Below are 19,253 nucleotides of genomic sequence, written 5' to 3'. Positions count from 1 at the left end.
AGAGTCTCCTAGCGGTAGATCAGTGTCGGCAGCCACATGGACAGCGCGGGAATGAAGGTGACCAGCAGCAGCGCCAGGAACAGCGGCACCAGAAACGGCAGCGTGCCGCGCATGCAGCGCTCGAAGGGAATGTTCGACACCCGCGACAGCACGTAGATCACCATGCCCACCGGCGGCGTGAGCAGGCCGATCATCAGGTTGAGGACCATGATCACGCCGAAGTGCACGGGGTCGATGCCGGCGTTGACCGCCACCGGCAGCAGGACCGGCACCAGGATGGTGATGGCGGCGATCGTCTCCATGAAGCAGCCGACGATGATCAGCACCAGGTTGATCAGCAGCAGCACGGCGACCGGGTTGTCGGCGATCGGTCCGAACAGCGCCACGACCTGCTGGGTCACCTGGTTGCTGGTCAGGATCCAGGCGAAGATCGAGGCCCCGGCGACGATCAGCAGGATGATCGCGGTGGTTTCGATGGTTTCCATGCTGACCTGCACGAGACGCCGCCAGGTCAGGGTGCGATAGACCACGGTGCCCAGGAACAGGGCGTACACCACCGCGGCAATCGCCGCCTCGGTGGGCGTGAACATGCCGGTGATGATGCCGCCGACGATGATCACCGGCGTCAGCAGGGAGAGGAAGGCCCGGGCGAAGGTGACCCGCAGCGTCTTCAGGGCGAAGGTGGTGTCGCGCCGATAGCCGCGCCGCCGCGCCAGGATGGCGATCATCACCATCAGCACCACGCCCATCAGCAGCCCCGGCACCAGGCCGGCCACGAACAGCTGCCCCACCGAGGCGCCGGCCATGACGCCGTAGATCACCATCGGCAGGCTGGGGGGAATGATCGGCCCGATGGTCGACGAGGCGGCGGTGATGCCCACCGCGAATTCCTGATCGTAGCCGGCGTCGCGCATGGCCTTGATCTCGATGGTGCCCAGCCCGCCGGCGTCGGCCACCGCCGCCCCGGACATGCCGGAGAAGACGATGCTCGCCCCGACGTTGACGTGGCCCAGGCCGCCGCGCATCCAGCCCATCAGCGCCAGCGCGAAGTCGAAGATGCGGTTGGTGATGCCGCCGTTGTTCATCAGGTTGCCGGCCAGGATGAAGAAGGGAATGGCCAGCAGCGGAAAGCTGTCCACGCCGTTGATCATGCGGTGGGCGACGATGATGTCGGGCACCTGGCCGCTGAGATAGACATAGAGCAGGCAGGAGCCCGCCAGGCAGATGGCGATCGGCACCCCCATCACCAGCAGCGTGAACAGGGTGGCGAAGAGAAAGCCGATGTACTGGCCCTGGAGGGCCAGCACGACACAGAAGGCCACCGCCAGGATGGCGACGACCGGGGGGACCATGAATCGCCCGTGGCGAAGTGACAGCGTGGAGGACATTGTCGCGCAGCTCCAGGGAGGGTTATCGGTCGTCGTCGCCGGCCAGCAGCTCGCTGGTGCCGTCCCGCCAGTGGCGCATCGCCACCTGCACGGCCCGCAACAGCATCAGCAGGAAGCCGGCCATGACGGCGTAGTAGAGATAGCTCTTGGGAATGTCCACCGAGACCATCATCGAGTGCGTGCGGCCGGCGAGCCCGTAGGTGATCCAGGCGGCGGCGGCGAAGAAGACGATCCGCGCCAGATCGACAAACGTCGAGAGCAGGCGCCCCATCGCCGGCGGCATGTAGCGGTAGAAGAACTCGACCATGATGTGCGAGTTGCGGCGTACCGCCATGGACCCGCCGATGAAGCACACCAGGATCAGCAGGTAGCGCGCCATCTCCTCGGTCCAGGCGACCGAGTCGCCGAGCACATAGCGGCTGAAGAACTGGAGAAAGACATCGAGGGCGAGCACCCAGAAGATGCCCAGGGTGACGTAGTCCTCGATTCGGTAGTCGCGCGGGTCGAACGGGGCCTCGTCGGGGGCGGCCAGGGCCTCGAGCGCCTCGCTGTCATGGGACTGGCGTTGTTCCGTCATCGCGGTCTCCGAACCCCGCCCGGGGCATGGCCGCCGGGCGGGTAATGAAGGGAAGGCGGTGTTCACGCGGTGGCGTTACTGACCGAGTGCCTGCAGACGGTCGTAGGTCTCCTGGTCCCAGGTGGCGGCGTCCCCGTTGTGGTAGGGCATCACGGCCTCGCGGAAGGGCTTGGTATCCACCTTGTTGACGGTCACGCCCTGGTCCTCGAACCAGCTCACCAGCTCTGCCTCGGACTGGCGGACGTCCTGGGTGATGTGCTCGCCGGCCTCCTGGTAGACCTCACGGAAGATCTTCTTGTCCTCGTCGGAGAGCCGGTTCCAGAACGGCCCGCCGGCGATGGTCAGCAGCGAATCAGTGATATGCCCGGTGAGGTTGATGTAGTCCTGCACCTCGTAGAACTTCTTGGCCTTGATGGTCGGCAGCGGATTCTCCTGGGCATCCACCACGCCCTGCTGCAGCGCCAGATAGACCTCCGAGAAGGCGATCGGGGTCGGGTTCGCGCCGACGGCCTCCGGGAACATCATGTACATCGGCGCGTTGGGCACGCGGATCTTCAGCCCCTTCATGTCCGCGGGGGTGTTGATCGGCTTGTTGGAGGTGGTGTGACGCTTGCCGTAGTAGTTGAGCGCCAGCGGCACGTTGCCGGTCGCGTCCTGGTAGCCCTTGGCGATCTCCTTGAACAGGTCGCTGTGCGCGTAGGCCTTCCAGTGATCGAAGTCGCGGAACATGTAGGGCGCCCCGGCGATGCCGATGGGCCCGTAGGACCGGCCGGCGAACTGGTTGCCGGTGAAGATCAGGTCGATGGTGCCGAGCGACAGCCCCTCGTTGATGTCGGCCTCCTTGCCCAGCGACGAGGCCGGATACACCTCGACCGTGTAGCGCCCGTCGGTGCGCTTCTCGATCTCGTCGCCGGCCCACACGGCCCACTTGTGATAGGGCTCGGACGTCTCGTAGACGTGCGCGAAGCGCAGTGTCTCGGCACTGGCCATGCCGGCCGCGCTGATGCCGGCCAGCAGCATGGCGGTCGAGATCCAGCGGTTGATTCGAGTGTGGCGGGTGCGCGTGTTGCCCATTTATTGTTCTCCCTTGAAAGACATGGCAGGTCACTGCCCGATGTTGGCTCGATGGCGCAAATGTATACGTGTCATACCATCATAAGGAAACCTAGCCGTCGTCACGTCATGGCGCAACGGCCCGTGTATTATCCTCTGGTCGTAGACGCCGCCAGCAACCGTACCAGCAGGTCGTCGTCACCGAAGCCGCCGGCCTTGGTCACCACGGGCTGCCGGCGCTCGCCGTCCAGCCAGCCCCAGGCGACCCCGGGCTCCCGCTCGCCGGCCACCTCGATCACCCGCACGCCCCGCTGCTGGAGCAGTGCCGTGGCGGTGTCGCCGCCGGTCAGGAACAGCCAGGGCGGGGAGGCCGCCCGCGTCAGCCAGGCCTGTGCCTGCACCGCCAGGGCGCGGGCGACATCATCCGCCGTCCACTCGGGGCCGACAGGTCCCGGCCGCAGCAGCGTCGCCCCCTGCCAGCCCTGCGGCGGCGGCTGGACGGCGGGCGCCTCGGCCTCCTGCCAGCTCCCCCGGGACTCGCGCAGTCGCGCCATCTGACGACGGGCCTGCTCGCAGCGCGACCCGACCACCAGCAGCCAGCTTCCGCCGGGCGAGAGTGCCGGCCCCTGCCCCCGGAAGTGCCGCCGCGCCAGGGCCTGACACAGCCCTGCCGCGCCCACCAGGAGAGCGGGGGCCGGCGCGGTTTCCTGAGCCTCCGCCAGCGCCTCGAGCGCCGCCTCGTCCTCGGCATCCCAGACGACATCGCCGTCCAGGCGCGTGTCGTCCGCGCCACGGCAAACCATCGTCAGCCCGGCGGCGGCGAACAGCTCGGGCAGCGCCCCGTCCGGGGGGGCCGAGCGGGCATCCCGCGCGAAATCGCTCTCTGCCAGCGCCCGGCCGTGCACCTGCACCCGGCCGTGGCGCACGGTGCGTCCCTGGGACGGCACCGCCGGCGCCACGATCAGTGGGTAACCGAGCACCCGCCTTGCCGCCAGGCTCTCGGCCACCACATGACCGCGCAGGGTGGAATCGATCTTCTTGATCACCAGCGCCGGGGACAGCGCTTTCACCGCGTTGAACACCTCGGCCACCCGGGCGGCCGCCTCGGCGACCGGGGCATGGCGGGTCTCGGTGTTGACCGCCAGCACCTCGCAGTCGCCGACATCGTCCAGCACGGCGGCCAGGTCCGTGGGCGACACCACCACCCGGGTACGCGCCCCCCGGCCGGCGAACGGTGCGGCGGCGTCGAGGGCGCCGGTCAGGTCATCGGCGACGATCACCACGCGCCATTCAGGCATGCCTGCCTCCCCTCGCCAGCCGCCGGGCATAGGCCAGCGCCGCCGACAGGTTGGTGGCATCGGCCCGGCCCTGCCAGGCGATGTCGAAGGCGGTGCCGTGATCGACCGAGGTACGCTGGACCGGCAGCCCCAGGCTGACGTTGACGGTGGTATCGAAGGCGATGAGCTTGACGGGGATGTGGCCCTGGTCGTGGTACTGGGCCACTACCAGATCGAACTCGCCGCGATGGGCGCGGTAGAAGACGGTGTCGGCCGAGATTGGCCCCTGGACCGTGTAGCCCTCCTGCTGCAGGGCACTCACGGCAGGCCGGATGATGCGCTCGTCCTGATCGCCGAAGATGCCGCCCTCGCCGCAGTGCGGGTTGAGCCCGGCCACGGCGATGCGCGGATTCGCCACGCCCAGCGACTCGAGATGCGCATGGCCGGCCCGCACAGTCTCGGCGATGCGCGCCTCGGTGACGCGCTCGATGGCCTCGGCCAGGGAGACATGGGTCGAGACATGGATCGTCGACAGCGTGGCCGAGGCCAGCAGCATGAACGAGGACGGCGCGCCGGTCAGCGCGGCCAGCATGCCGGTGTGCCCGTCATAGAAGCGCTGTGCGGCGTGGAGCGCCGCCTTGTTGAGCGGCGCGGTGACGATGACCCCGGCCCGGCCGGCCTGCACGCATTCCACCGCCCGCGCGACGCAGCGAAAGGCCGTCTCCCCCGCCGCCGCACTGACCCGGCCGTCGATGATGGGACCGGCGGGACGCGCGATCGACGCCACGGCGACGACATCATCGCCCGGGGCATCATCGAGCTCGCCAAAGCGCAGCGAGGCGTCGACCAGGCCGGCGGCACGCTCGAAGGTGGGGATGTCACCGACCAGCAGCGTCTCGCGGCGCTGCTCCGGTGTCATGGCGGCCAGCGCACGGCAGATGATCTCCGGGCCGATGCCGGCCGGGTCGCCCATGGTGACGGCGAGGGGATAGAAGCGCGGCGCGGTCATGGCATCAGCTGCCCGCCGTTGACCTCGATCACCTGGCCGGTCACGTAGGCGCTGAGCGCATCGTTGACCAGGAACAGGTAGGCGCCGACGCAGTCCTCGGCATTGCCCAGCCGCCCCATGGGGATGGTGGCGCGCATCGCCTCGAGCTGTTCCTCGCTGGAGTAGCGCCCATGGAAATCGGTGGCGATGACGCCGGGTGCCACGGCATTGACGCGGATGTTGTCGGCCGCCAGCTCCTTGGCCATGGCCCGGGTCAGGGTGCTCACGCAGCCCTTGGCGGACGCGTACAGGCCGACGCCCGGCCCGCCGCCGTTGCGCGCGGCGATCGAGGTGGTATGCACGAGGTTGCCGCCGCCCTGGCGCCGGAAGTGCGCCACCGCGGCGCGACTGGCCATCACCACCGAGCGCACGTTGAGGTCCATCACCCGGTCGTACTGATCGTCGTCCATCTCGGCCAGCGGCACCCGGCCCAGCAGGTCGCCGGCATTGTTGATCAGCACGTCCAGGCCGCCCAGCGCCTCGGCGGCCTGATCGACCACCGCCACCGCCGTGGCCGAGCGGCTGACGTCGCCCCGGATCAGGTGCGCCTCACCGCCCGCGGACTCGATGGCTTCGGCCACCTGACGCGCCGCCGCCTCGCTGGCATGATAGTGAACGCCGACCCGGGCACCCAGCGCCCCGAGACGGGTGGCCACGGCCGCGCCGATCCCCCGGCTGGCACCGGTGATCAGGATGCGTTTTCCCGCGATGGATTCGAACATGGATTTCTCCTGGTGAAGGGGTCGCCAGCGGAAGTGGATTGCCTCACACTTGGCATACCTGTCATACATGCTGACAATGATAGACCATCGCTTCGACACGTCAGTGCGACGTTTGTCGGCCCTCTCATCCGAACAGGAGGCTTTTTCATGTCGTCACCCTTGAGCGAGCGCTATCTGCCCGACGATCACGCGCGCGCCCTGCTGGTGGGCCGCGTCTGGCGCGACGTCCCACGTCCCGGCCCCGCCGTCGTCGCCGTTCGCGGCGGGGACGTGATCGACCTCTCCGCGCACGCCGCCACCCTCGCCGACCTGCTGGAAGATCCCCGCGCCCATGAACTCGTCGCCACGGCCGACGGCGACGTCCTCGGCAGCGTGGAGACCCTGCTTGCCAACTCGCTGCGCGATGAGCCCAGCGCTCTCTACCTGCTGGCGCCCTGCGATGTGCAGGCGATCAAGGCCTGCGGGGTCACCTTTGCCGTGTCGATGCTGGAACGCGTCATCGAGGAACAGGCCGGCGGCGACGCCTCGCGCGCCCATGCCCTGCGCGAGGAGCTGCAGTCGCTGATCGGTACCGACCTGTCGCGCATCCGGCCGGGCTCTCCGGACGCCCAGGCGCTGAAACGCGAGCTCCAGGCCCGGGGCGCCTGGTCGCAGTACATGGAGGTGGGAATCGGCCCCGACGCGGAAGTCTTCACCAAGTCACAACCGCTTTCGGCCGTGGGGTTCGGGCAGGGGGTCGGACTGCACCCGGCGTCGCAGTGGAACAACCCGGAACCGGAGGTGGTGCTGGCCGTCGACAGCCGGGGACAGGCCCGCGGCGCCACCCTGGGCAACGACGTCAACCTCCGCGACATCGAGGGGCGCAGCGCGCTGCTGCTGGGCAAGGCGAAGGACAACAATGCGTCCTGTGCGGTCGGCCCCTTCGTGCGCCTGTTCGACGAGCACTTCACCCTGGACACGATCCGCGGGGCGCAGGTGTCCCTGCGCATCGAGGGCAGCGACGACGACTTCCTGCTCGAGGATGCCAGCGACATGCGCCAGATCAGCCGCGATCCGCTCGACCTGGTGGCGCAGACGCTGGGCGCCCATCATCAGTACCCCGACGGATTCATGCTGTTTCTGGGCACGATGTTCTCGCCGATCCTCGACCGTGACGGCGAGGGCCAGGGCTTCACCCACCACATCGGTGATCGTGTGACCATCGCCACCCCGAGCCTCGGCGCCCTGGTCAACCACGTCGATCGCAGCGACGCCCTGCCGCCCTGGACCTTCGGCATCCGGGAACTCTACCGTCACCTGGCCGCGACCCAGACGCGCTGAAACGAAAAGACCCCGGTCGATTGACCGGGGTCTCGCGATTCGAGATCGCTTGGGCCGACGATGGCTCGCCGGCCCCGCCATCAAGACTTAGAGAGCCTTGATCTTGGCAGCCTGAAGGCCTTTCTTGCCCTGAGTCACCTCGAAGGAGACTTTCTGACCGTCCTGCAGGCTCTTGAATCCGTCTGCCTGGATTTCGGAGAAGTGAGCGAAGAGGTCGTCACCACCGTCGTCCGGAGAGATGAAGCCGTAGCCTTTGGTGTCGTTGAACCACTTGACAGTGCCAGTTGCCATTGTCGATTTCCTTAACTAGCTAAATATGATACCGGGTGGGCAAGACCGTCTCGCCTCGGGCCCGAAGTGCGTGGTAAGACAAGGGGGGAATGCGCACTGAAGAGTTTCGAGAATCGACAACCAACCGACGCCATTCAACTTGCTAACCTACGCAGCGGATCATGCATGATCGTTTCGAACCGTGTCAAGCTACGCTGAACTGGATCTCGCCGATCACGCCACGCCCGCAATACGCAACATAGATGGAAAAACCATGCACGTCCAGAACGTCGATTACACCTCGCCCGATGCGCCGCAACGTTTCATGACATCGCTCAAGGAGACGGGATTCGCGGTGCTGCGCAACCACCCGATCCCCTTCTCGCAGGTGGAAACGATCTACGCCCGCTGGGAGGCCTTCTTCGCCTCGCCCGACAAATACCGATGGCGCTTCGACCCGCAGCGCCAGGACGGCTACTTTCCCCCCGAGATCTCGGAGACCGCCAAGGGCCATGGCCAGCGCGACCTCAAGGAGTACTACCATGTCTACCCATGGGGACGTCTCCCGGAGCCCCTGCGCGACGATATCCTCGCCTACTATCGTCGTGCCGAGAGTCTGGCACGGACCCTGCTCGGCTGGATCGAGCGCGAGGCCCCGGCCGAGGTGGCCGAGGGCTTTCACGAGCCCCTGTCACGGATGATCGACGGCAGCGAGCAGACGCTGCTGCGGGTCCTGCACTATCCGCCGCTGGCCGGCGACGAGCCCGAGGGCGCGGTGCGCGCCGCCGCCCACGAGGACATCAACCTGTTGACCGTGCTGCCCGCGGCCAACGCGCCGGGGCTCGAGGTTCGCGACCGCCACGGCGACTGGCACCCGGTCCCCTGCGACCCCGGGCAGCTGATCATCAATGTCGGCGACATGCTGCAGGAGGCCTCGCACGGCTATTTTCCCTCGACCACGCACCGCGTCACCAACCCCGGCGACGACAGCCGCCATCGGGGGCGCCTGTCGCTGCCGCTGTTCCTCCATCCGCGCCCGGACGTGGTATTGTCCGAGCGATACACGGCCGACGCCTATCTGCAGGAGCGCCTGCGGGAACTGGGCGTGGTGTCGTGACCCCGATTCACGGGCGAGCCCGACGCGGCTCGCCCTCCGAAACCGCGAAACGACCACAGGAGTTGGCGTGACACAACTGGCATCCTCGAACACCCACAGCAAGGCCATCGGCTACCTGCTGTGGCTCTTCGGCTTCACCGGCGCCCACCGCTTCTACTACGGCAAGCCGGTCACCGGGACAATCTGGTTTCTGACCCTCGGCCTGCTGGGCATCGGCTGGCTGATCGACCTGTTCCTGATTCCGCTGATGGATCGCCAGGCCGACATTCGCTATCGAGCCGGGCCGATCGACTACACGGTCGCCTGGGTGCTGCTGACCTTTCTCGGCGTGTTCGGCATCCACCGCATGTACATGGGCAAGTGGCTGACCGGCCTGCTCTACCTGCTCACCGGCGGCCTGTTTCTGGTGGGCATTCTCTACGACTTCTGGACGCTCAACGACCAGATCACCTACAAGAACGCCCGTCGCGGCCTCTGACCGCGCACGGCACGGGGCAACGGAGCTGCCCGCCATCCACCAGGGAGGTTTCACGATGGCCGAACGCATGACACTGACCCAGTTGCTCGACGGCATGGACGAGGCCAACGCCGGGCGCACCATTCACCTGCAGGACATCATCGACACCTTCGCCTCTCGCGGCTTCGGCCCTCTGCTGGTCGCCCCGGCACTGATCGCGGCCCTGCCCACCGGCGCCATCCCCGGCGTGCCCACGCTGTGCGGCCTGTTCATCGCCACCGTGGCCGGCCAGCTGGCCCTCGACAAGCGCAGCCCCTGGCTGCCGCGCCGGCTGCGCGAACGCGGCATCGACCATGACCGCCTGCACGCCGTCGTCACCCGCCTGCGTCCCTGGACACGGCGCTTCGACCGGCTGCTCAAGGTGCGCCTACGGGTGCTGGTGAACCCGGTCTCGCGGCGGTTGATCGCCCTGCTGGCCGTCCTGCTCGGCCTGTCGATGATGCCCCTGGAGCTGCTGCCCTTCGCCGCCGCCCTGCCGGCGCTGGCCATCGTGCTCATGGGGCTGGGCCTGGCCGCCGAGGACGGCCTGCTGATGCTGTTCGGCCTGGCGGTGGTGATGATCGGCGCCTTCGTGATCTGGCGCTGGCTGCTGCCCTGACCCTCACGCTTTCGATATGAGGCCCCGATGCTGTTCGATACCCAGTTCCTGTCTTTCCTGCTGGCCATCACCCTGCTGAGCATCACCCCGGGCGTGGATACCCTGCTGGTGATCCGCAACACGGCCCGCGGCGGCGTGCGCGACGGCATACTCACCAGCCTGGCGATCTGCTGCGGCCTGTTCGTCCACGCCACGGTGTCGGCACTGGGTATCTCATTGATCCTGCTGCAGTCGGCCTGGGCGTTCAGCGCGCTCAAGCTGGCCGGGGCCGCCTATCTGGTCTGGCTGGGCCTCCAGAGCCTGCGCAGTGCGCGCCGCGGCAACCCGCTGCCGGTCGCCGGGGTGACGGGCGCGCAGCGCCCGGTCGGCCTCTGGCAACCGATCCGGGAAGGCCTGCTGTCGAACGTGCTCAACCCCAAGACCGTGGTCTTCTACATGGCCTTCCTGCCGCAGTTCATCGCGCCGGGGGATCCGGCGCTGCTGAAGTCGCTGTGGCTGGCGAGCGTGCATTTCGTGATCGCCAACCTCTGGCAGATCGGCATCGCCCTGATGGTGGATCGCGCCGGACACTGGCTGGCCAAGCGCTGGCTGTCGCGCACGCTGGATGGCGTGACCGGCTCGGTGCTGGTGCTGTTCGGCGTCAAGCTGGCGCTGGCCCAGCGCCCCTGACCCATCAACGACGCCGCCCTCGGGTTGCATGACCGAGGCCACCACGGCCACGAGCGCGCAGTCTCTGGCGGGGCAGGCCCGGGAAATTATGCTACTTATCGCTCTCGATAATAATTTTCAGTGCGAATTTGGCCAATATTTCGGTTAAAAACATATAAAAATGACTTTCATGCAGTGCTTTCCACCAGCTTTCCTCGATCGCCCAGCGAGTGCCGGAACAGCGCATAGGCCAGCGCCCCCGCCAGCAGGTTGCCCAGCGCCGCCCCCCAGGCCGTGCCGACGATGTCGCCGCCCCACTGCGTGCCCAGCCACAGGCATGGCAGGTAGCAGACGAACAGCCGAGCCGCCGACATCAGCATGGCCCGCAGCGGCCAGCCCAGCGCATTGGCGGCAGACACCACGACCATGCACACCCCGAGCAGCGCATAACTGGGCAGCAGGGCCCGGATCAGCGCCTCGAGTCCATCTCGCACCTCGGGATTGCCCGACAGCACGGCGGCCAGCCACGGGGCCAGCAGCGCCATGACCACGCCCAGCGCCAGCTGCCAGACCACCACCACCCTGAAGGCCAGCGCCATCAGCCGACGGATCTCCTGCCAGTGCCCGGCCCCGTAGCAGCGCCCGAGCCAGGGCGGCAGCGACATGGTCAGCGCCAGCACCACCATCAGCGACACCGTCTCCAGGCGGCTGGCCAGCCCCCAGGCCGCCACGCGCTCATCGCCCAGCGTGGCGACCACCGCCGTCGCCAGCATGGCCGCCAGCGGCGGCATCAGCTGGCTGACCATGGCCGGCATGGCGATGCCCAAGAAGGGGCGTGTCGACCGGCGCGCCTCGGCGACGAGACCGCTGGCGGTCAGCCAGTCGGAACGGCCCAGGCGCCAGCCGACGATGGCCAGCCCGCTGCCGAAGGCCAGGCTGGTGGCCCAGGCCGCCCCGGGCAGCCCCAGCCCCGCCCAGGGGCCGACGCCGAAGATCAGCAGGGGGTCGAGCAGCAGATTGAGCAGGCTGGTCAGCACCATCAGCTTGCCCGGCAGGCGGGTATCGCCGTGGGCGCGGAACAGGCTGTAGCCGAAATACAGCACGGCGCCCAGCCAGGCCGCCAGCAGCTGGGGGGCCCAGTAGTCGCGAATCAGCGGCAGCAGCGCCGGGCGCGCGCCGATCTGGCGAAACAGCGGCGTCTGAGCGACATGCAGCCCCACCACCAGGCAGGCGATCAGGGCACTCCCGCCGAGCAGCACCAGTGCGCCCAGTCGTCGCGCCCGGGCCGTCTCGCCGGCGCCCAGCGCCCGGGAGATCAGCGCGGCGATGGCGATGCCGATGCCCACCTGCACGCCGATGATCAGAAACGACAGCGGAAAGGTGAACGACTGCGCCGCCAGCGGCGCCGTGCCCAGCCGCGCGATGAAGGCGCTGTCGACCAGTTGAAAGCCCAGCAGGGACAGCACCCCGACCGCCATCGGCCAGGTCTGTCGCCAGAGTTGATGCGCCAGTGGAGACAACACGGCCTCTTCTGTTCAGGAAAAGCGCGCATTCTGGCATGTCCATCGATACAACCCAACACGCCCGGCAGGCATCACGCGACGGAAGCCGACCGACCGCTCCTTGTCATGCCGTGCCGGCCTCGTGCCCGGGCTGGCGGGGCTCAGGTGTCCCAGCTGGGGGCGAAATCGGGGTTGGCGATCCGCTCGCCGATGTCCAGCGTCTCGATGCGCGCCATCTCGTCATCGCTCAGCGTGAGGTCCAGCGCGGCCAGGTTGGCCCGCTGATGCTCGGGGCGCGTCGAGGAGGGAATCACCACGATATCCCGGGCGGCGACCCAGGCCAGCGCCACCTGGGCGGGCGTGGCCTCATGATTGGCGGCGATCTGCTGCAGGACCGGTTCGTGCAGGACCTTGCCCACCGCCAACGGCATGTAGCCGGTCACCTGGATGCCCTTGTCCTGACAGTGCCGGGCCAGCTTGTGATTGGCCAGGAAGGGATGTACCTCGATCTGGTTGGTGACGATATGCTCGCCGCCGGGGACCGAGAGCGCCTCGTTGAGATGGGCGATCGTGAAGTTCGACACCCCGATGTGCCGGGTCAGGCCGCGTTCGCGGGCTTCGGCCAGGGCGCCGATGTATTCGGACATGGCAACCTCGTCACCGGGAGACGGCCAGTGGATCAGCGCCAGGTCCACGTGGTCGACGCCCAGCTTGCGGACGCTTTCCTCGAGGCTGGCGATCAGCGCATCATGCTGCAGACGATCCCACCACACCTTGGTGGTCAGGAACAGCTCGTCGCGCGGCACCTCGCTGCGGCGGATCGCCTCGCCGACCGCTTCCTCGTTGTCGTACATCTGCGCCGTGTCGACATGCCGGTACCCCTGCGCCAGCGCCGAGGTCACCGAATCGATGGCATCCTGCCCCTTGAGCCGGAAGGTGCCGATACCCGGCTGCGGAATGATTGACGAGGCCATGCGGGACTCCTTTCGTTGCGTGGATCGGGACGCGCCGGAAGCGGCCGCCCGGTATCCGTCCTGCGGCCGAGCCTCCGGCTTTTCAAGCCCGCAGGTGCCCCGGCGGTATTCCGTGCACGAAAATCCCCCCGCCCACCGACACAATGGTAGGTTGGTGACAAGGCTTCCACGAGACTATCCGATGGACGAGATCACGCGAGTGGTGCTGGTCGGCGCCGGTCACGCCCACCTGCATCTGGCGGCGAACGTCGACCGGCTCATCGCCCGGGGTGCCCACGTCACCCTGGTGACGCCGGGCGCCTTCTGGTATTCGGGCATGGCCAGCGGCATGCTCGGCGGCGACTATCGCGATGACGAGGATCGACTCGACCCGACGGCGCTGATGCGTGCCCGGGGCGGCGACGTGGTGCAGGACCGCGTGGTGAGCATCGACCGCCGCCAGCGTCGACTGCATCTGGCCAACCACGAGCCGCTCGCCTACGACCTGCTGTCACTCAACCTGGGCAGCGAGGTCTATCGGCCATCACGCCTCGCCCCGCCGGGCACCCCCGATGTCTGGGCGGCCAAGCCCGTCCACCGCCTCTGGCAGTTGCGCCAGCAGCTGGAAAGCACCCTGGCGACGTCCGCCCCGCCGCCCCGGCTGGCGGTCATCGGCGGCGGCCCCACGGGCGTCGAGCTCACCGCCAACCTGCTGGCGCTGTTCGAGCGCTATGGCCGCTCGCCCCGCGTCACGCTGGTCGGCAACGACGCGCGCCTGCTCCCGGGGGCGCCGCGCGGCGCCGGGCGCTGGGTCGCCCGACGGCTGATGCGACGCGGCGCCCGGCTGGAACTCGCCGCCTCGGCCATGGCCTGGGAGCCGGGCACGCTGCATCTGGACGACGGCAGCCAGGTCGCGGCCGACCAGCTGCTGCTGGCCACGGGACTGGTGGCGCCCGAACTGATCGCCACCCTGGACCTGCCTCAGGACGCCCATCAGGGGCTGGCGATCACGCCCGCCCTGCATTCGCCCGACGACCCCCGCCTCTTCGCCGTCGGCGACTGCGCCTGGCTGGCCTCGGCGCCCTATCCCAAGCTCGGGGTGTTCGGCGTGCGTCAGGCTCCGGTGCTCCTGGCCAACCTGGAGGCCCGGCTTAGCGACGAGCCCCTGCAGCCCTTTCATCCGCAGCGGCGCTACCTGTCGATACTCAACCTGGGCGATGGTCGCGGGCTGGCGCTGCGCGGGCGCCTGTGGTGGCGGGGGCGCTCGGCGCTGTGGCTCAAGCGCCACCTGGATCACCGCTTCATGGCGACCTACCGGGCGGAAGACGACACCGACTGACGCCACTCGGGCACCCGCCCTGACACGCAACGGCCCCGGGAGCCGGGCTCCCGGGGCCAATCAACAGCGACGTTGTGCGGTGGCCGCTCAGCCGCGCAGCACCTGCAGCAGCAGTTCGGCTGTGGGGGCGCTGGAGGCCGGATTCTGGCCGGTGATCAGCAGGCCGTCGCGCAGCTGGAAGGCGGTGAAGTCGCCTTCGCTGCGCTCGAACCGGGCACCACGCTTGACCAGCTCCTCCTCGAGCAGGTGCGGCACCACCTCGGTCAGGCCCACGGCCGCTTCCTCGCTGTTGGTGAAACCGGTGACCCGGCGTCCCTCGACGATCGGCTTGCCGGAGGCGTCACGCACGTTGAGCAGCACGGTGGGCGCGTGACAGACCGTGGCCACCGGCTTCTCGGCGGTCAGGAAGGCCTGGATCAGGCGCTGAGAATCGGGGTTGTCGGTCAGGTCCCACAGCGGGCCGTGGCCGCCGGGGTAGAAGACCGCGTCGAAGTCCTCGGCATTGACCGAATCCAGCGGCCGGGTATGGGCCAGCTGCTCGCGCGCCTCCTCATCGGCCTCGAAGCGACGGGTCGCCTCGGTCAGGGCATCTTCCTGGGTGGAGTTGGGATCGACGGGGGGCTGGCCGCCGGCGGGGGACGCGAGGGTGATCTCGACGCCGGCATCCTTGAACACGTAATAGGGCGCGGCGAACTCCTCGAGCCAGAATCCGGTCTTGTGGCCGGTGTCACCCATGCGGTCATGGGACGTCAGCACCATCAGGATCTTCATCGAGGTCTCCTTGAATCCGATTGGCTTCAACTTCACCCCCTAGATGGAGACGTTCCGGGAAACTTCAAGGCGCGCAGCCGATCGGCACACGCGGACGGGACGGCGCGCCCGCCACCCCGCCACGGAGCGCGCCGAATGCTCAGGCCAGGGCGTCGAGGCCGCGCGCCAGATCCGCCTTGAGATCGTCGAGGGCCTCGAGCCCCACGGCGATGCGGACCAGCCCCTCGCGGATGCCGGCGGAGGCCTTCTGCTCGTCGGACAACCGCCCGTGCGTGGTGGTCGCCGGGTGCGTGATGGTGGTCTTGACGTCGCCCAGGTTGCCGGTGATCGACATCAGCTGGGTGGCGTCGATCACCGACCAGGCGCCCTCGCGCTCGCCGCGGATCTCGACGCCGAGCACGGCGCCGAAGCCCGACTGCTGCTGGCGCGCCAGCGCATGCTGCGGATGGCTCTCGAGGCCGCTGTAATGGACCCGCTCCACCGCCGGATGGGCCTCGAGCCACTGGGCCAGCGCCAGGGCGTTGTCGCAATGGGCGCGCATGCGCAGGCTGAGCGTCTCGAGCCCCTTGAGGAAGATCCAGGCGTTGAACGGGCTCAGGCAGGGCCCGCAGGTGCGCACCACGCCGAATACCTCCTCGAGCTCCTTGTCGCGCCCCACCACCGCGCCGCCGATGGCGCGTCCCTGGCCGTCCAGGTACTTGGTGGCGGAATGGATCACCAGGTCGGCGCCCAGCGCCAGCGGACGCTGCAGCGCCGGCGTCAGAAAGCAGTTGTCGATCGCCAGCAGGGCCCCGTGATGATGGGCGATCTCCGCCAGCGCGGCGATGTCGACCAGCTCGGAGAGCGGGTTGGAGGGCGTCTCGGCGAACAGCAGCTTCGTACGCGGGGTGATCGCCGCCTCCCAGGCCTCGAGATTGCCGAGTTCCACGTAGCGGGTGGTAATGCCGAACTTGCCCAGGTACTTGCTGAACAGGCTCACCGTGGAGCCGAACAGCGAGCGCGAGGCGACGATCTCGTCACCCGCCTCGAGCAGGGCCAGTACCGTGGACAGGATGGCCGCCATGCCCGAGCTGGTGGCCACACAGCGCTCGCCGCCCTCGAGCGCCGCCAGGCGCTGCTCGAAGATCCGCACCGTGGGGTTAGTGAAGCGCGAGTAGATGTTGCCCGGCTCCTCGCCGCCGAACTTGCGCGCCGCCTCCGCCGCACTGCGATAGACGAAGCTCGAGGTAGTGAAGATCGGCTCGCCGTGCTCCTGCTCGGCGGTACGCACATGGCCGGCACGAACCGCCAGCGTCTCCAGCGACAGGGCATCGGCGTGAAAGTCGTCTTGCTGCATGGTGCGGGCCCCCTCAGCCGTAGTCCTCGACGTCGTTGTGCAGATCGACCACGGCATGCACGCTGCCGTCCTGCGTCTTGGCCGCGTCGTTGCGCGAGGCCTCCAGGGCGGCCAGGTAGGCGTCGTCGATGTCGCCGGTCACGTACTGCCCGTCGAATACCGAGCAGTCGAAGCGCTCGAGGGCCGGGTTGACCTCGCGGCAGGCGTCCTTGAGATCCTCCAGGTCCTGGTAGAAGATCCGGTCGGCACCGATCAGCTCGCCGACCTCCACCTCGCTGCGCCCGTGGGCGATCAGCTCGCCGGCGGCCGGCATGTCGATGCCGTAGACGTTGGGGTAGCGCACCGGCGGCGCCGCCGAGGCGAAGTACACCCGATTGGCCCCGGCCTCACGGGCCATCTGGATGATCTGCTTGCAGGTAGTGCCGCGCACGATCGAGTCGTCGACCAGCAGCACGTTCTTGCCGGCGAACTCGATATCGATGGCATTGAGCTTCTGGCGCACCGACTTCTTGCGCTGGGTCTGCCCCGGCATGATGAAGGTCCGCCCGATGTAGCGGTTCTTCATGAAGCCTTCGCGGTAGGTCACCCCCAGGTGCTGGGCCAGCTCCAGCGCCGAGGTCCGCGAGGTGTCGGGAATCGGGATCACCACGTCGATGTCGTGCTCCGGCCACTCGCGGAGGATCCGGTCGCCGAGCTTGCGCCCCATCTGCATGCGCGTGCCGTAGACGTAGGCGCCGTCGAGGATCGAGTCCGGGCGCGCCAGGTAGACGTGCTCGAAGATGCACGGCACCAGCGAGGGCCGATCGGCGCACTGCTGGGTGTGCACCACCCCGTCCATGTCGACGAAGATCGCCTCGCCCGGCGCCAGGTCACGGGCCAGCTCGAAGCCGCCGACATCCAGCGCCACCGACTCGGAGGCGATCATCACGTCCTGCCCGGTCACCGTCTCGCGGGTGCCGAACACCACCGGGCGGATGCCGTGCGGATCGCGGAACGCGACCATGCCGAAGCCGTTGATCATGGCCACCGCCGCATAGCCGCCGCGACAGCGGCGATGGACGCGGCGCACCGCATCGAACACGTCCTCGGGATTGAGATGGTGGCCCTGCTTGCCCAGTTCGTGGGCGAAGACGTTGAGCAGCACCTCGGAGTCCGAGCTGGTGTTGATATGGCGCAGATCCGTGGAGTAGAGCTCCTGCTTGAGCTGATCGGCGTTGGTGAGATTGCCGTTGTGCGCCAGCGCCAGCCCGTAGGGCGAGTTGACGTAGAACGGCTGGGACTCCGCCTCGCTGGAGGAGCCGGCCGTCGGGTAGCGCACGTGACCGATGCCCAGGTGGCCCTTGAGACGCGTCATGTGACGCGTGTGAAAGACGTCGCGCACCAGTCCATTGCTCTTGCGCAGCAGAAAGCGTCCCTCGTGCCAGGTCATCATTCCGGCGGCGTCCTGCCCCCGGTGCTGGAGCACCGTCAATGCATCATAGAGCGCCTGATTGACCGGCTGAGTGGCCATGAGGCCCACGATACCGCACATTCCGCCTTACCTCGCTTGCGATGGACTCGCGGTGCCGTCGTCGGCACCGATCGATAACAGTGATTCGGCGCGGGTCGCGCCGCCGGACAGGTCGTCCGGCAGGGAAAACGCCCGCCATTCATCAAGCTTTTGGGGATGACGCTGCTGCCAGTCGCTGAAGCGCGCCACCGCCTGGTCGCGCAGCGACTCGAAGGTGGGCCGCAGTCGCGCCTGCTGCCAGGCCTGAAGCTGCATCAACGGGGTCAGGCTGATCAGCACCGTCGCCAGCACCAGGATCGCCCCGCCGCGCAGCAGGCCGAAGCCCGCACCGGCCACGCGATTGAAAAAGCCCATGCCCACCCACTCGACGGCCGCCTGGACACCGCGGATGACCATGCCGCAGAGCATAATCACCCCGAAGATCACCACCACGAAGGCCACGATCAGACGGATATCCGGCGAATCGATCCAGCCACCCAGCAGCTCGGCCACCGGCGGCGCCAGCCAGCGCGAGGCGAACAGGGCCGTGATCCAGGCGCCCAGCCCCAGCGCCTCGCGCACCAGCCCGCGCATGAAGCCGGCCAGCATCGAGGCGCCGAGCACCGCCAGAAAGACCCAGTCCAGCCAGGTCAGGGTCATTGCTCCTCCTGGATACGGATCAGCAGGCCCTGGAGGTTGACCTTCTTCTTGAGCTCGGTGCGCGCCTTCTCGCCCGCTTCGGAGGTGGCGAAGGGCCCCACATAGACGGAGGTCAGGTTGTTGTCGCGCGGGCGACGATAGGCGTTGAAGCCCTGGGCATCGAGCTTCTTCTCGAGCCGTTCGGCGTTGCCCGGCTCTCCGAAGCTGCCCACCTGCACCGCCCACTCGCCGGCCTTCGCCGCCGGCTTGCCCTCGTTGGGGCTGGCGGACGGCGCGCTCGCCGCCTGGCGCTGGCGATCTTCCGCATTGCGGGCCAGTTCGGCGATCGGATCGGGCTTGCTGTCGGTGCCGGTATCGCTCCGGGCGTCGCCGGCGGATTCCTGGCCGGCGCCCGCCGGCGATGCGCCGTCGGTCGTGGTGGAAGGTTGCGGCGCCGGCTCGCCGCCGGCCTGGGGCGACTGAATCTGGCCCAGGCTCGACGGCGGCTCCGGTTCGGCCACCGGGGCCTGCTCGACCTCGACGGGCTGCTCGATGGACAGGGCCGGCTGCGGGCGCGGCTCGCGCGCCGGCGGCTCGTCGAAGAGCATGGGAATGAAGATGACCCCCAGCGCCAGCAGGATGACGGCCCCGCTGACCCGTTCGCGCATTCCGTATTTCATGCGTCCCTC

At 68.3% G+C, this 19,253-nt stretch carries 20 protein-coding genes; 6 read left to right on the top strand and 14 right to left on the bottom strand.

Translation table 11 applies throughout. The features are described 5' to 3' along the window. Positions 1-8 precede the first annotated feature (8 nt). The 6 genes from G7A98_RS05690 to G7A98_RS05665 form a co-directional block, all read right to left on the bottom strand. Positions 9-1,352 (bottom strand): TRAP transporter large permease, encoded by a 1,344-nt coding sequence (locus tag G7A98_RS05690; protein WP_276207476.1) that lies wholly within the window; start codon positions 1,350-1,352, stop codon positions 9-11. Positions 1,353-1,410: 58 nt separating this feature from the next. After that, positions 1,411-1,965, bottom strand: a complete 555-nt coding sequence (locus tag G7A98_RS05685) for a TRAP transporter small permease (protein WP_163648514.1) — start codon at positions 1,963-1,965, stop codon at positions 1,411-1,413. Positions 1,966-2,040: 75 nt separating this feature from the next. Then, entirely contained in the window at positions 2,041-3,039 is a 999-nt protein-coding gene (locus G7A98_RS05680; RefSeq protein ID WP_163648513.1) for a sialic acid TRAP transporter substrate-binding protein SiaP, read from the bottom strand. Positions 3,040-3,167: 128 nt separating this feature from the next. After that, entirely contained in the window at positions 3,168-4,316 is a 1,149-nt protein-coding gene (locus tag G7A98_RS05675; RefSeq protein ID WP_163648512.1) for a four-carbon acid sugar kinase family protein, read from the bottom strand. Next, the gene (gene pdxA, locus G7A98_RS05670; RefSeq protein WP_224414479.1) at positions 4,309-5,304 is read right to left on the bottom strand and encodes a 4-hydroxythreonine-4-phosphate dehydrogenase PdxA; all 996 of its coding nucleotides are present in this window, start codon (positions 5,302-5,304) and stop codon (positions 4,309-4,311) included. The genes G7A98_RS05675 and pdxA overlap by 8 nt, the downstream gene beginning before the upstream one ends. Beyond that, positions 5,301-6,065 (bottom strand): glucose 1-dehydrogenase, encoded by a 765-nt coding sequence (locus tag G7A98_RS05665; protein WP_163648511.1) that lies wholly within the window; start codon positions 6,063-6,065, stop codon positions 5,301-5,303. The genes pdxA and G7A98_RS05665 overlap by 4 nt, the downstream gene beginning before the upstream one ends. Before the next feature lie 147 nt (positions 6,066-6,212). Between G7A98_RS05665 and G7A98_RS05660 the strand changes: the two genes are divergently transcribed. Next, positions 6,213-7,385, top strand: coding sequence for a fumarylacetoacetate hydrolase family protein (locus tag G7A98_RS05660; protein WP_163648510.1), 1,173 nt, complete (start codon positions 6,213-6,215; stop codon positions 7,383-7,385). Between the two features lie 87 nt (positions 7,386-7,472). On the opposite strand, the gene G7A98_RS05655 is transcribed toward G7A98_RS05660, so the two are convergent. Then, positions 7,473-7,676, bottom strand: coding sequence for a cold-shock protein (locus tag G7A98_RS05655; protein WP_163648509.1), 204 nt, complete (start codon positions 7,674-7,676; stop codon positions 7,473-7,475). Between the two features lie 253 nt (positions 7,677-7,929). On the opposite strand from G7A98_RS05655, the gene G7A98_RS05650 reads away from it, so the two are divergent. The 4 genes from G7A98_RS05650 to G7A98_RS05635 all read left to right on the top strand — a co-directional run bounded on the left by G7A98_RS05650 (position 7,930) and on the right by G7A98_RS05635 (position 10,556). After that, the gene (locus tag G7A98_RS05650) at positions 7,930-8,772 is read left to right on the top strand and encodes an isopenicillin N synthase family oxygenase (RefSeq protein WP_163648508.1); all 843 of its coding nucleotides are present in this window, start codon (positions 7,930-7,932) and stop codon (positions 8,770-8,772) included. Positions 8,773-8,839: 67 nt separating this feature from the next. Next, complete coding sequence (locus G7A98_RS05645) at positions 8,840-9,250, top strand: NINE protein (protein WP_163648507.1); 411 nt, start codon at positions 8,840-8,842, stop codon at positions 9,248-9,250. A 55-nt stretch (positions 9,251-9,305) separates the two neighbouring features. After that, positions 9,306-9,887 (top strand): exopolysaccharide biosynthesis protein, encoded by a 582-nt coding sequence (locus G7A98_RS05640; RefSeq protein ID WP_163648506.1) that lies wholly within the window; start codon positions 9,306-9,308, stop codon positions 9,885-9,887. Positions 9,888-9,914: 27 nt separating this feature from the next. Next, positions 9,915-10,556, top strand: coding sequence for a LysE family translocator (locus G7A98_RS05635; RefSeq protein ID WP_163648505.1), 642 nt, complete (start codon positions 9,915-9,917; stop codon positions 10,554-10,556). A 167-nt stretch (positions 10,557-10,723) separates the two neighbouring features. On the opposite strand, the gene G7A98_RS05630 is transcribed toward G7A98_RS05635, so the two are convergent. Continuing rightward, positions 10,724-12,013, bottom strand: a complete 1,290-nt coding sequence (locus G7A98_RS05630; protein ID WP_163648571.1) for an MATE family efflux transporter — start codon at positions 12,011-12,013, stop codon at positions 10,724-10,726. A gap of 185 nt (positions 12,014-12,198) precedes the next feature. After that, entirely contained in the window at positions 12,199-13,011 is an 813-nt protein-coding gene (gene dkgB, locus G7A98_RS05625; RefSeq protein ID WP_163648504.1) for a 2,5-didehydrogluconate reductase DkgB, read from the bottom strand. Between the two features lie 181 nt (positions 13,012-13,192). Here dkgB and G7A98_RS05620 point away from each other — a divergent pair, with 181 nt between their 5' ends. Then, entirely contained in the window at positions 13,193-14,329 is a 1,137-nt protein-coding gene (locus G7A98_RS05620; RefSeq protein ID WP_163648503.1) for an FAD-dependent oxidoreductase, read from the top strand. 87 nt (positions 14,330-14,416) lie between these two features. Here the strand turns inward: G7A98_RS05620 and G7A98_RS05615 are convergent, their stop codons facing one another. The 5 genes from G7A98_RS05615 to G7A98_RS05595 form a co-directional block, all read right to left on the bottom strand. Next, positions 14,417-15,100, bottom strand: coding sequence for a type 1 glutamine amidotransferase domain-containing protein (locus G7A98_RS05615; protein WP_163648502.1), 684 nt, complete (start codon positions 15,098-15,100; stop codon positions 14,417-14,419). 139 nt (positions 15,101-15,239) lie between these two features. Continuing rightward, complete coding sequence (locus G7A98_RS05610; protein WP_163648501.1) at positions 15,240-16,436, bottom strand: O-succinylhomoserine sulfhydrylase; 1,197 nt, start codon at positions 16,434-16,436, stop codon at positions 15,240-15,242. Between the two features lie 13 nt (positions 16,437-16,449). After that, positions 16,450-17,967 (bottom strand): amidophosphoribosyltransferase, encoded by a 1,518-nt coding sequence (gene purF / locus G7A98_RS05605; protein WP_163648500.1) that lies wholly within the window; start codon positions 17,965-17,967, stop codon positions 16,450-16,452. A 6-nt stretch (positions 17,968-17,973) separates the two neighbouring features. Beyond that, positions 17,974-18,585: a CvpA family protein gene (locus G7A98_RS05600; protein WP_163648499.1), complete on the bottom strand. Its 612-nt coding sequence runs from the start codon at positions 18,583-18,585 to the stop codon at positions 17,974-17,976. Continuing rightward, positions 18,582-19,244 (bottom strand): SPOR domain-containing protein, encoded by a 663-nt coding sequence (locus G7A98_RS05595; RefSeq protein ID WP_163648498.1) that lies wholly within the window; start codon positions 19,242-19,244, stop codon positions 18,582-18,584. The genes G7A98_RS05600 and G7A98_RS05595 overlap by 4 nt, the downstream gene beginning before the upstream one ends. Positions 19,245-19,253 lie beyond the last annotated feature (9 nt).

The sequence above is a fragment of the Modicisalibacter sp. 'Wilcox' genome (assembly GCF_010993675.1).
Lineage (GTDB): Bacteria > Pseudomonadota > Gammaproteobacteria > Pseudomonadales > Halomonadaceae > Modicisalibacter > Modicisalibacter tunisiensis.
The sequence above is the reverse complement of the archived record's forward strand: the minus strand, read 5'-3'. Positions and strand labels throughout refer to the sequence as shown.

Coding starts and splice junctions, on each gene's coding strand:
- G7A98_RS05600 (WP_163648499.1), bottom strand. CDS start 18,585: ATGACCCTGACCTGGCTGGACTGGGTCTTTCTGGCGGTGCTCGGCGCC.
- G7A98_RS05675 (WP_163648512.1), bottom strand. CDS start 4,316: ATGCCTGAATGGCGCGTGGTGATCGTCGCCGATGACCTGACCGGCGCC.
- G7A98_RS05680 (WP_163648513.1), bottom strand. CDS start 3,039: ATGGGCAACACGCGCACCCGCCACACTCGAATCAACCGCTGGATCTCG.
- G7A98_RS05610 (WP_163648501.1), bottom strand. CDS start 16,436: ATGCAGCAAGACGACTTTCACGCCGATGCCCTGTCGCTGGAGACGCTG.
- G7A98_RS05690 (WP_276207476.1), bottom strand. CDS start 1,352: ATGGTCCCCCCGGTCGTCGCCATCCTGGCGGTGGCCTTCTGTGTCGTG.
- G7A98_RS05595 (WP_163648498.1), bottom strand. CDS start 19,244: ATGAAATACGGAATGCGCGAACGGGTCAGCGGGGCCGTCATCCTGCTG.
- purF (WP_163648500.1), bottom strand. CDS start 17,967: ATGTGCGGTATCGTGGGCCTCATGGCCACTCAGCCGGTCAATCAGGCG.
- G7A98_RS05685 (WP_163648514.1), bottom strand. CDS start 1,965: ATGACGGAACAACGCCAGTCCCATGACAGCGAGGCGCTCGAGGCCCTG.
- G7A98_RS05660 (WP_163648510.1), top strand. CDS start 6,213: ATGTCGTCACCCTTGAGCGAGCGCTATCTGCCCGACGATCACGCGCGC.
- G7A98_RS05650 (WP_163648508.1), top strand. CDS start 7,930: ATGCACGTCCAGAACGTCGATTACACCTCGCCCGATGCGCCGCAACGT.
- pdxA (WP_224414479.1), bottom strand. CDS start 5,304: ATGACCGCGCCGCGCTTCTATCCCCTCGCCGTCACCATGGGCGACCCG.
- G7A98_RS05630 (WP_163648571.1), bottom strand. CDS start 12,013: ATGGCGGTCGGGGTGCTGTCCCTGCTGGGCTTTCAACTGGTCGACAGC.
- G7A98_RS05665 (WP_163648511.1), bottom strand. CDS start 6,065: ATGTTCGAATCCATCGCGGGAAAACGCATCCTGATCACCGGTGCCAGC.
- G7A98_RS05620 (WP_163648503.1), top strand. CDS start 13,193: ATGGACGAGATCACGCGAGTGGTGCTGGTCGGCGCCGGTCACGCCCAC.
- G7A98_RS05615 (WP_163648502.1), bottom strand. CDS start 15,100: ATGAAGATCCTGATGGTGCTGACGTCCCATGACCGCATGGGTGACACC.
- G7A98_RS05640 (WP_163648506.1), top strand. CDS start 9,306: ATGGCCGAACGCATGACACTGACCCAGTTGCTCGACGGCATGGACGAG.
- dkgB (WP_163648504.1), bottom strand. CDS start 13,011: ATGGCCTCGTCAATCATTCCGCAGCCGGGTATCGGCACCTTCCGGCTC.
- G7A98_RS05635 (WP_163648505.1), top strand. CDS start 9,915: ATGCTGTTCGATACCCAGTTCCTGTCTTTCCTGCTGGCCATCACCCTG.
- G7A98_RS05655 (WP_163648509.1), bottom strand. CDS start 7,676: ATGGCAACTGGCACTGTCAAGTGGTTCAACGACACCAAAGGCTACGGC.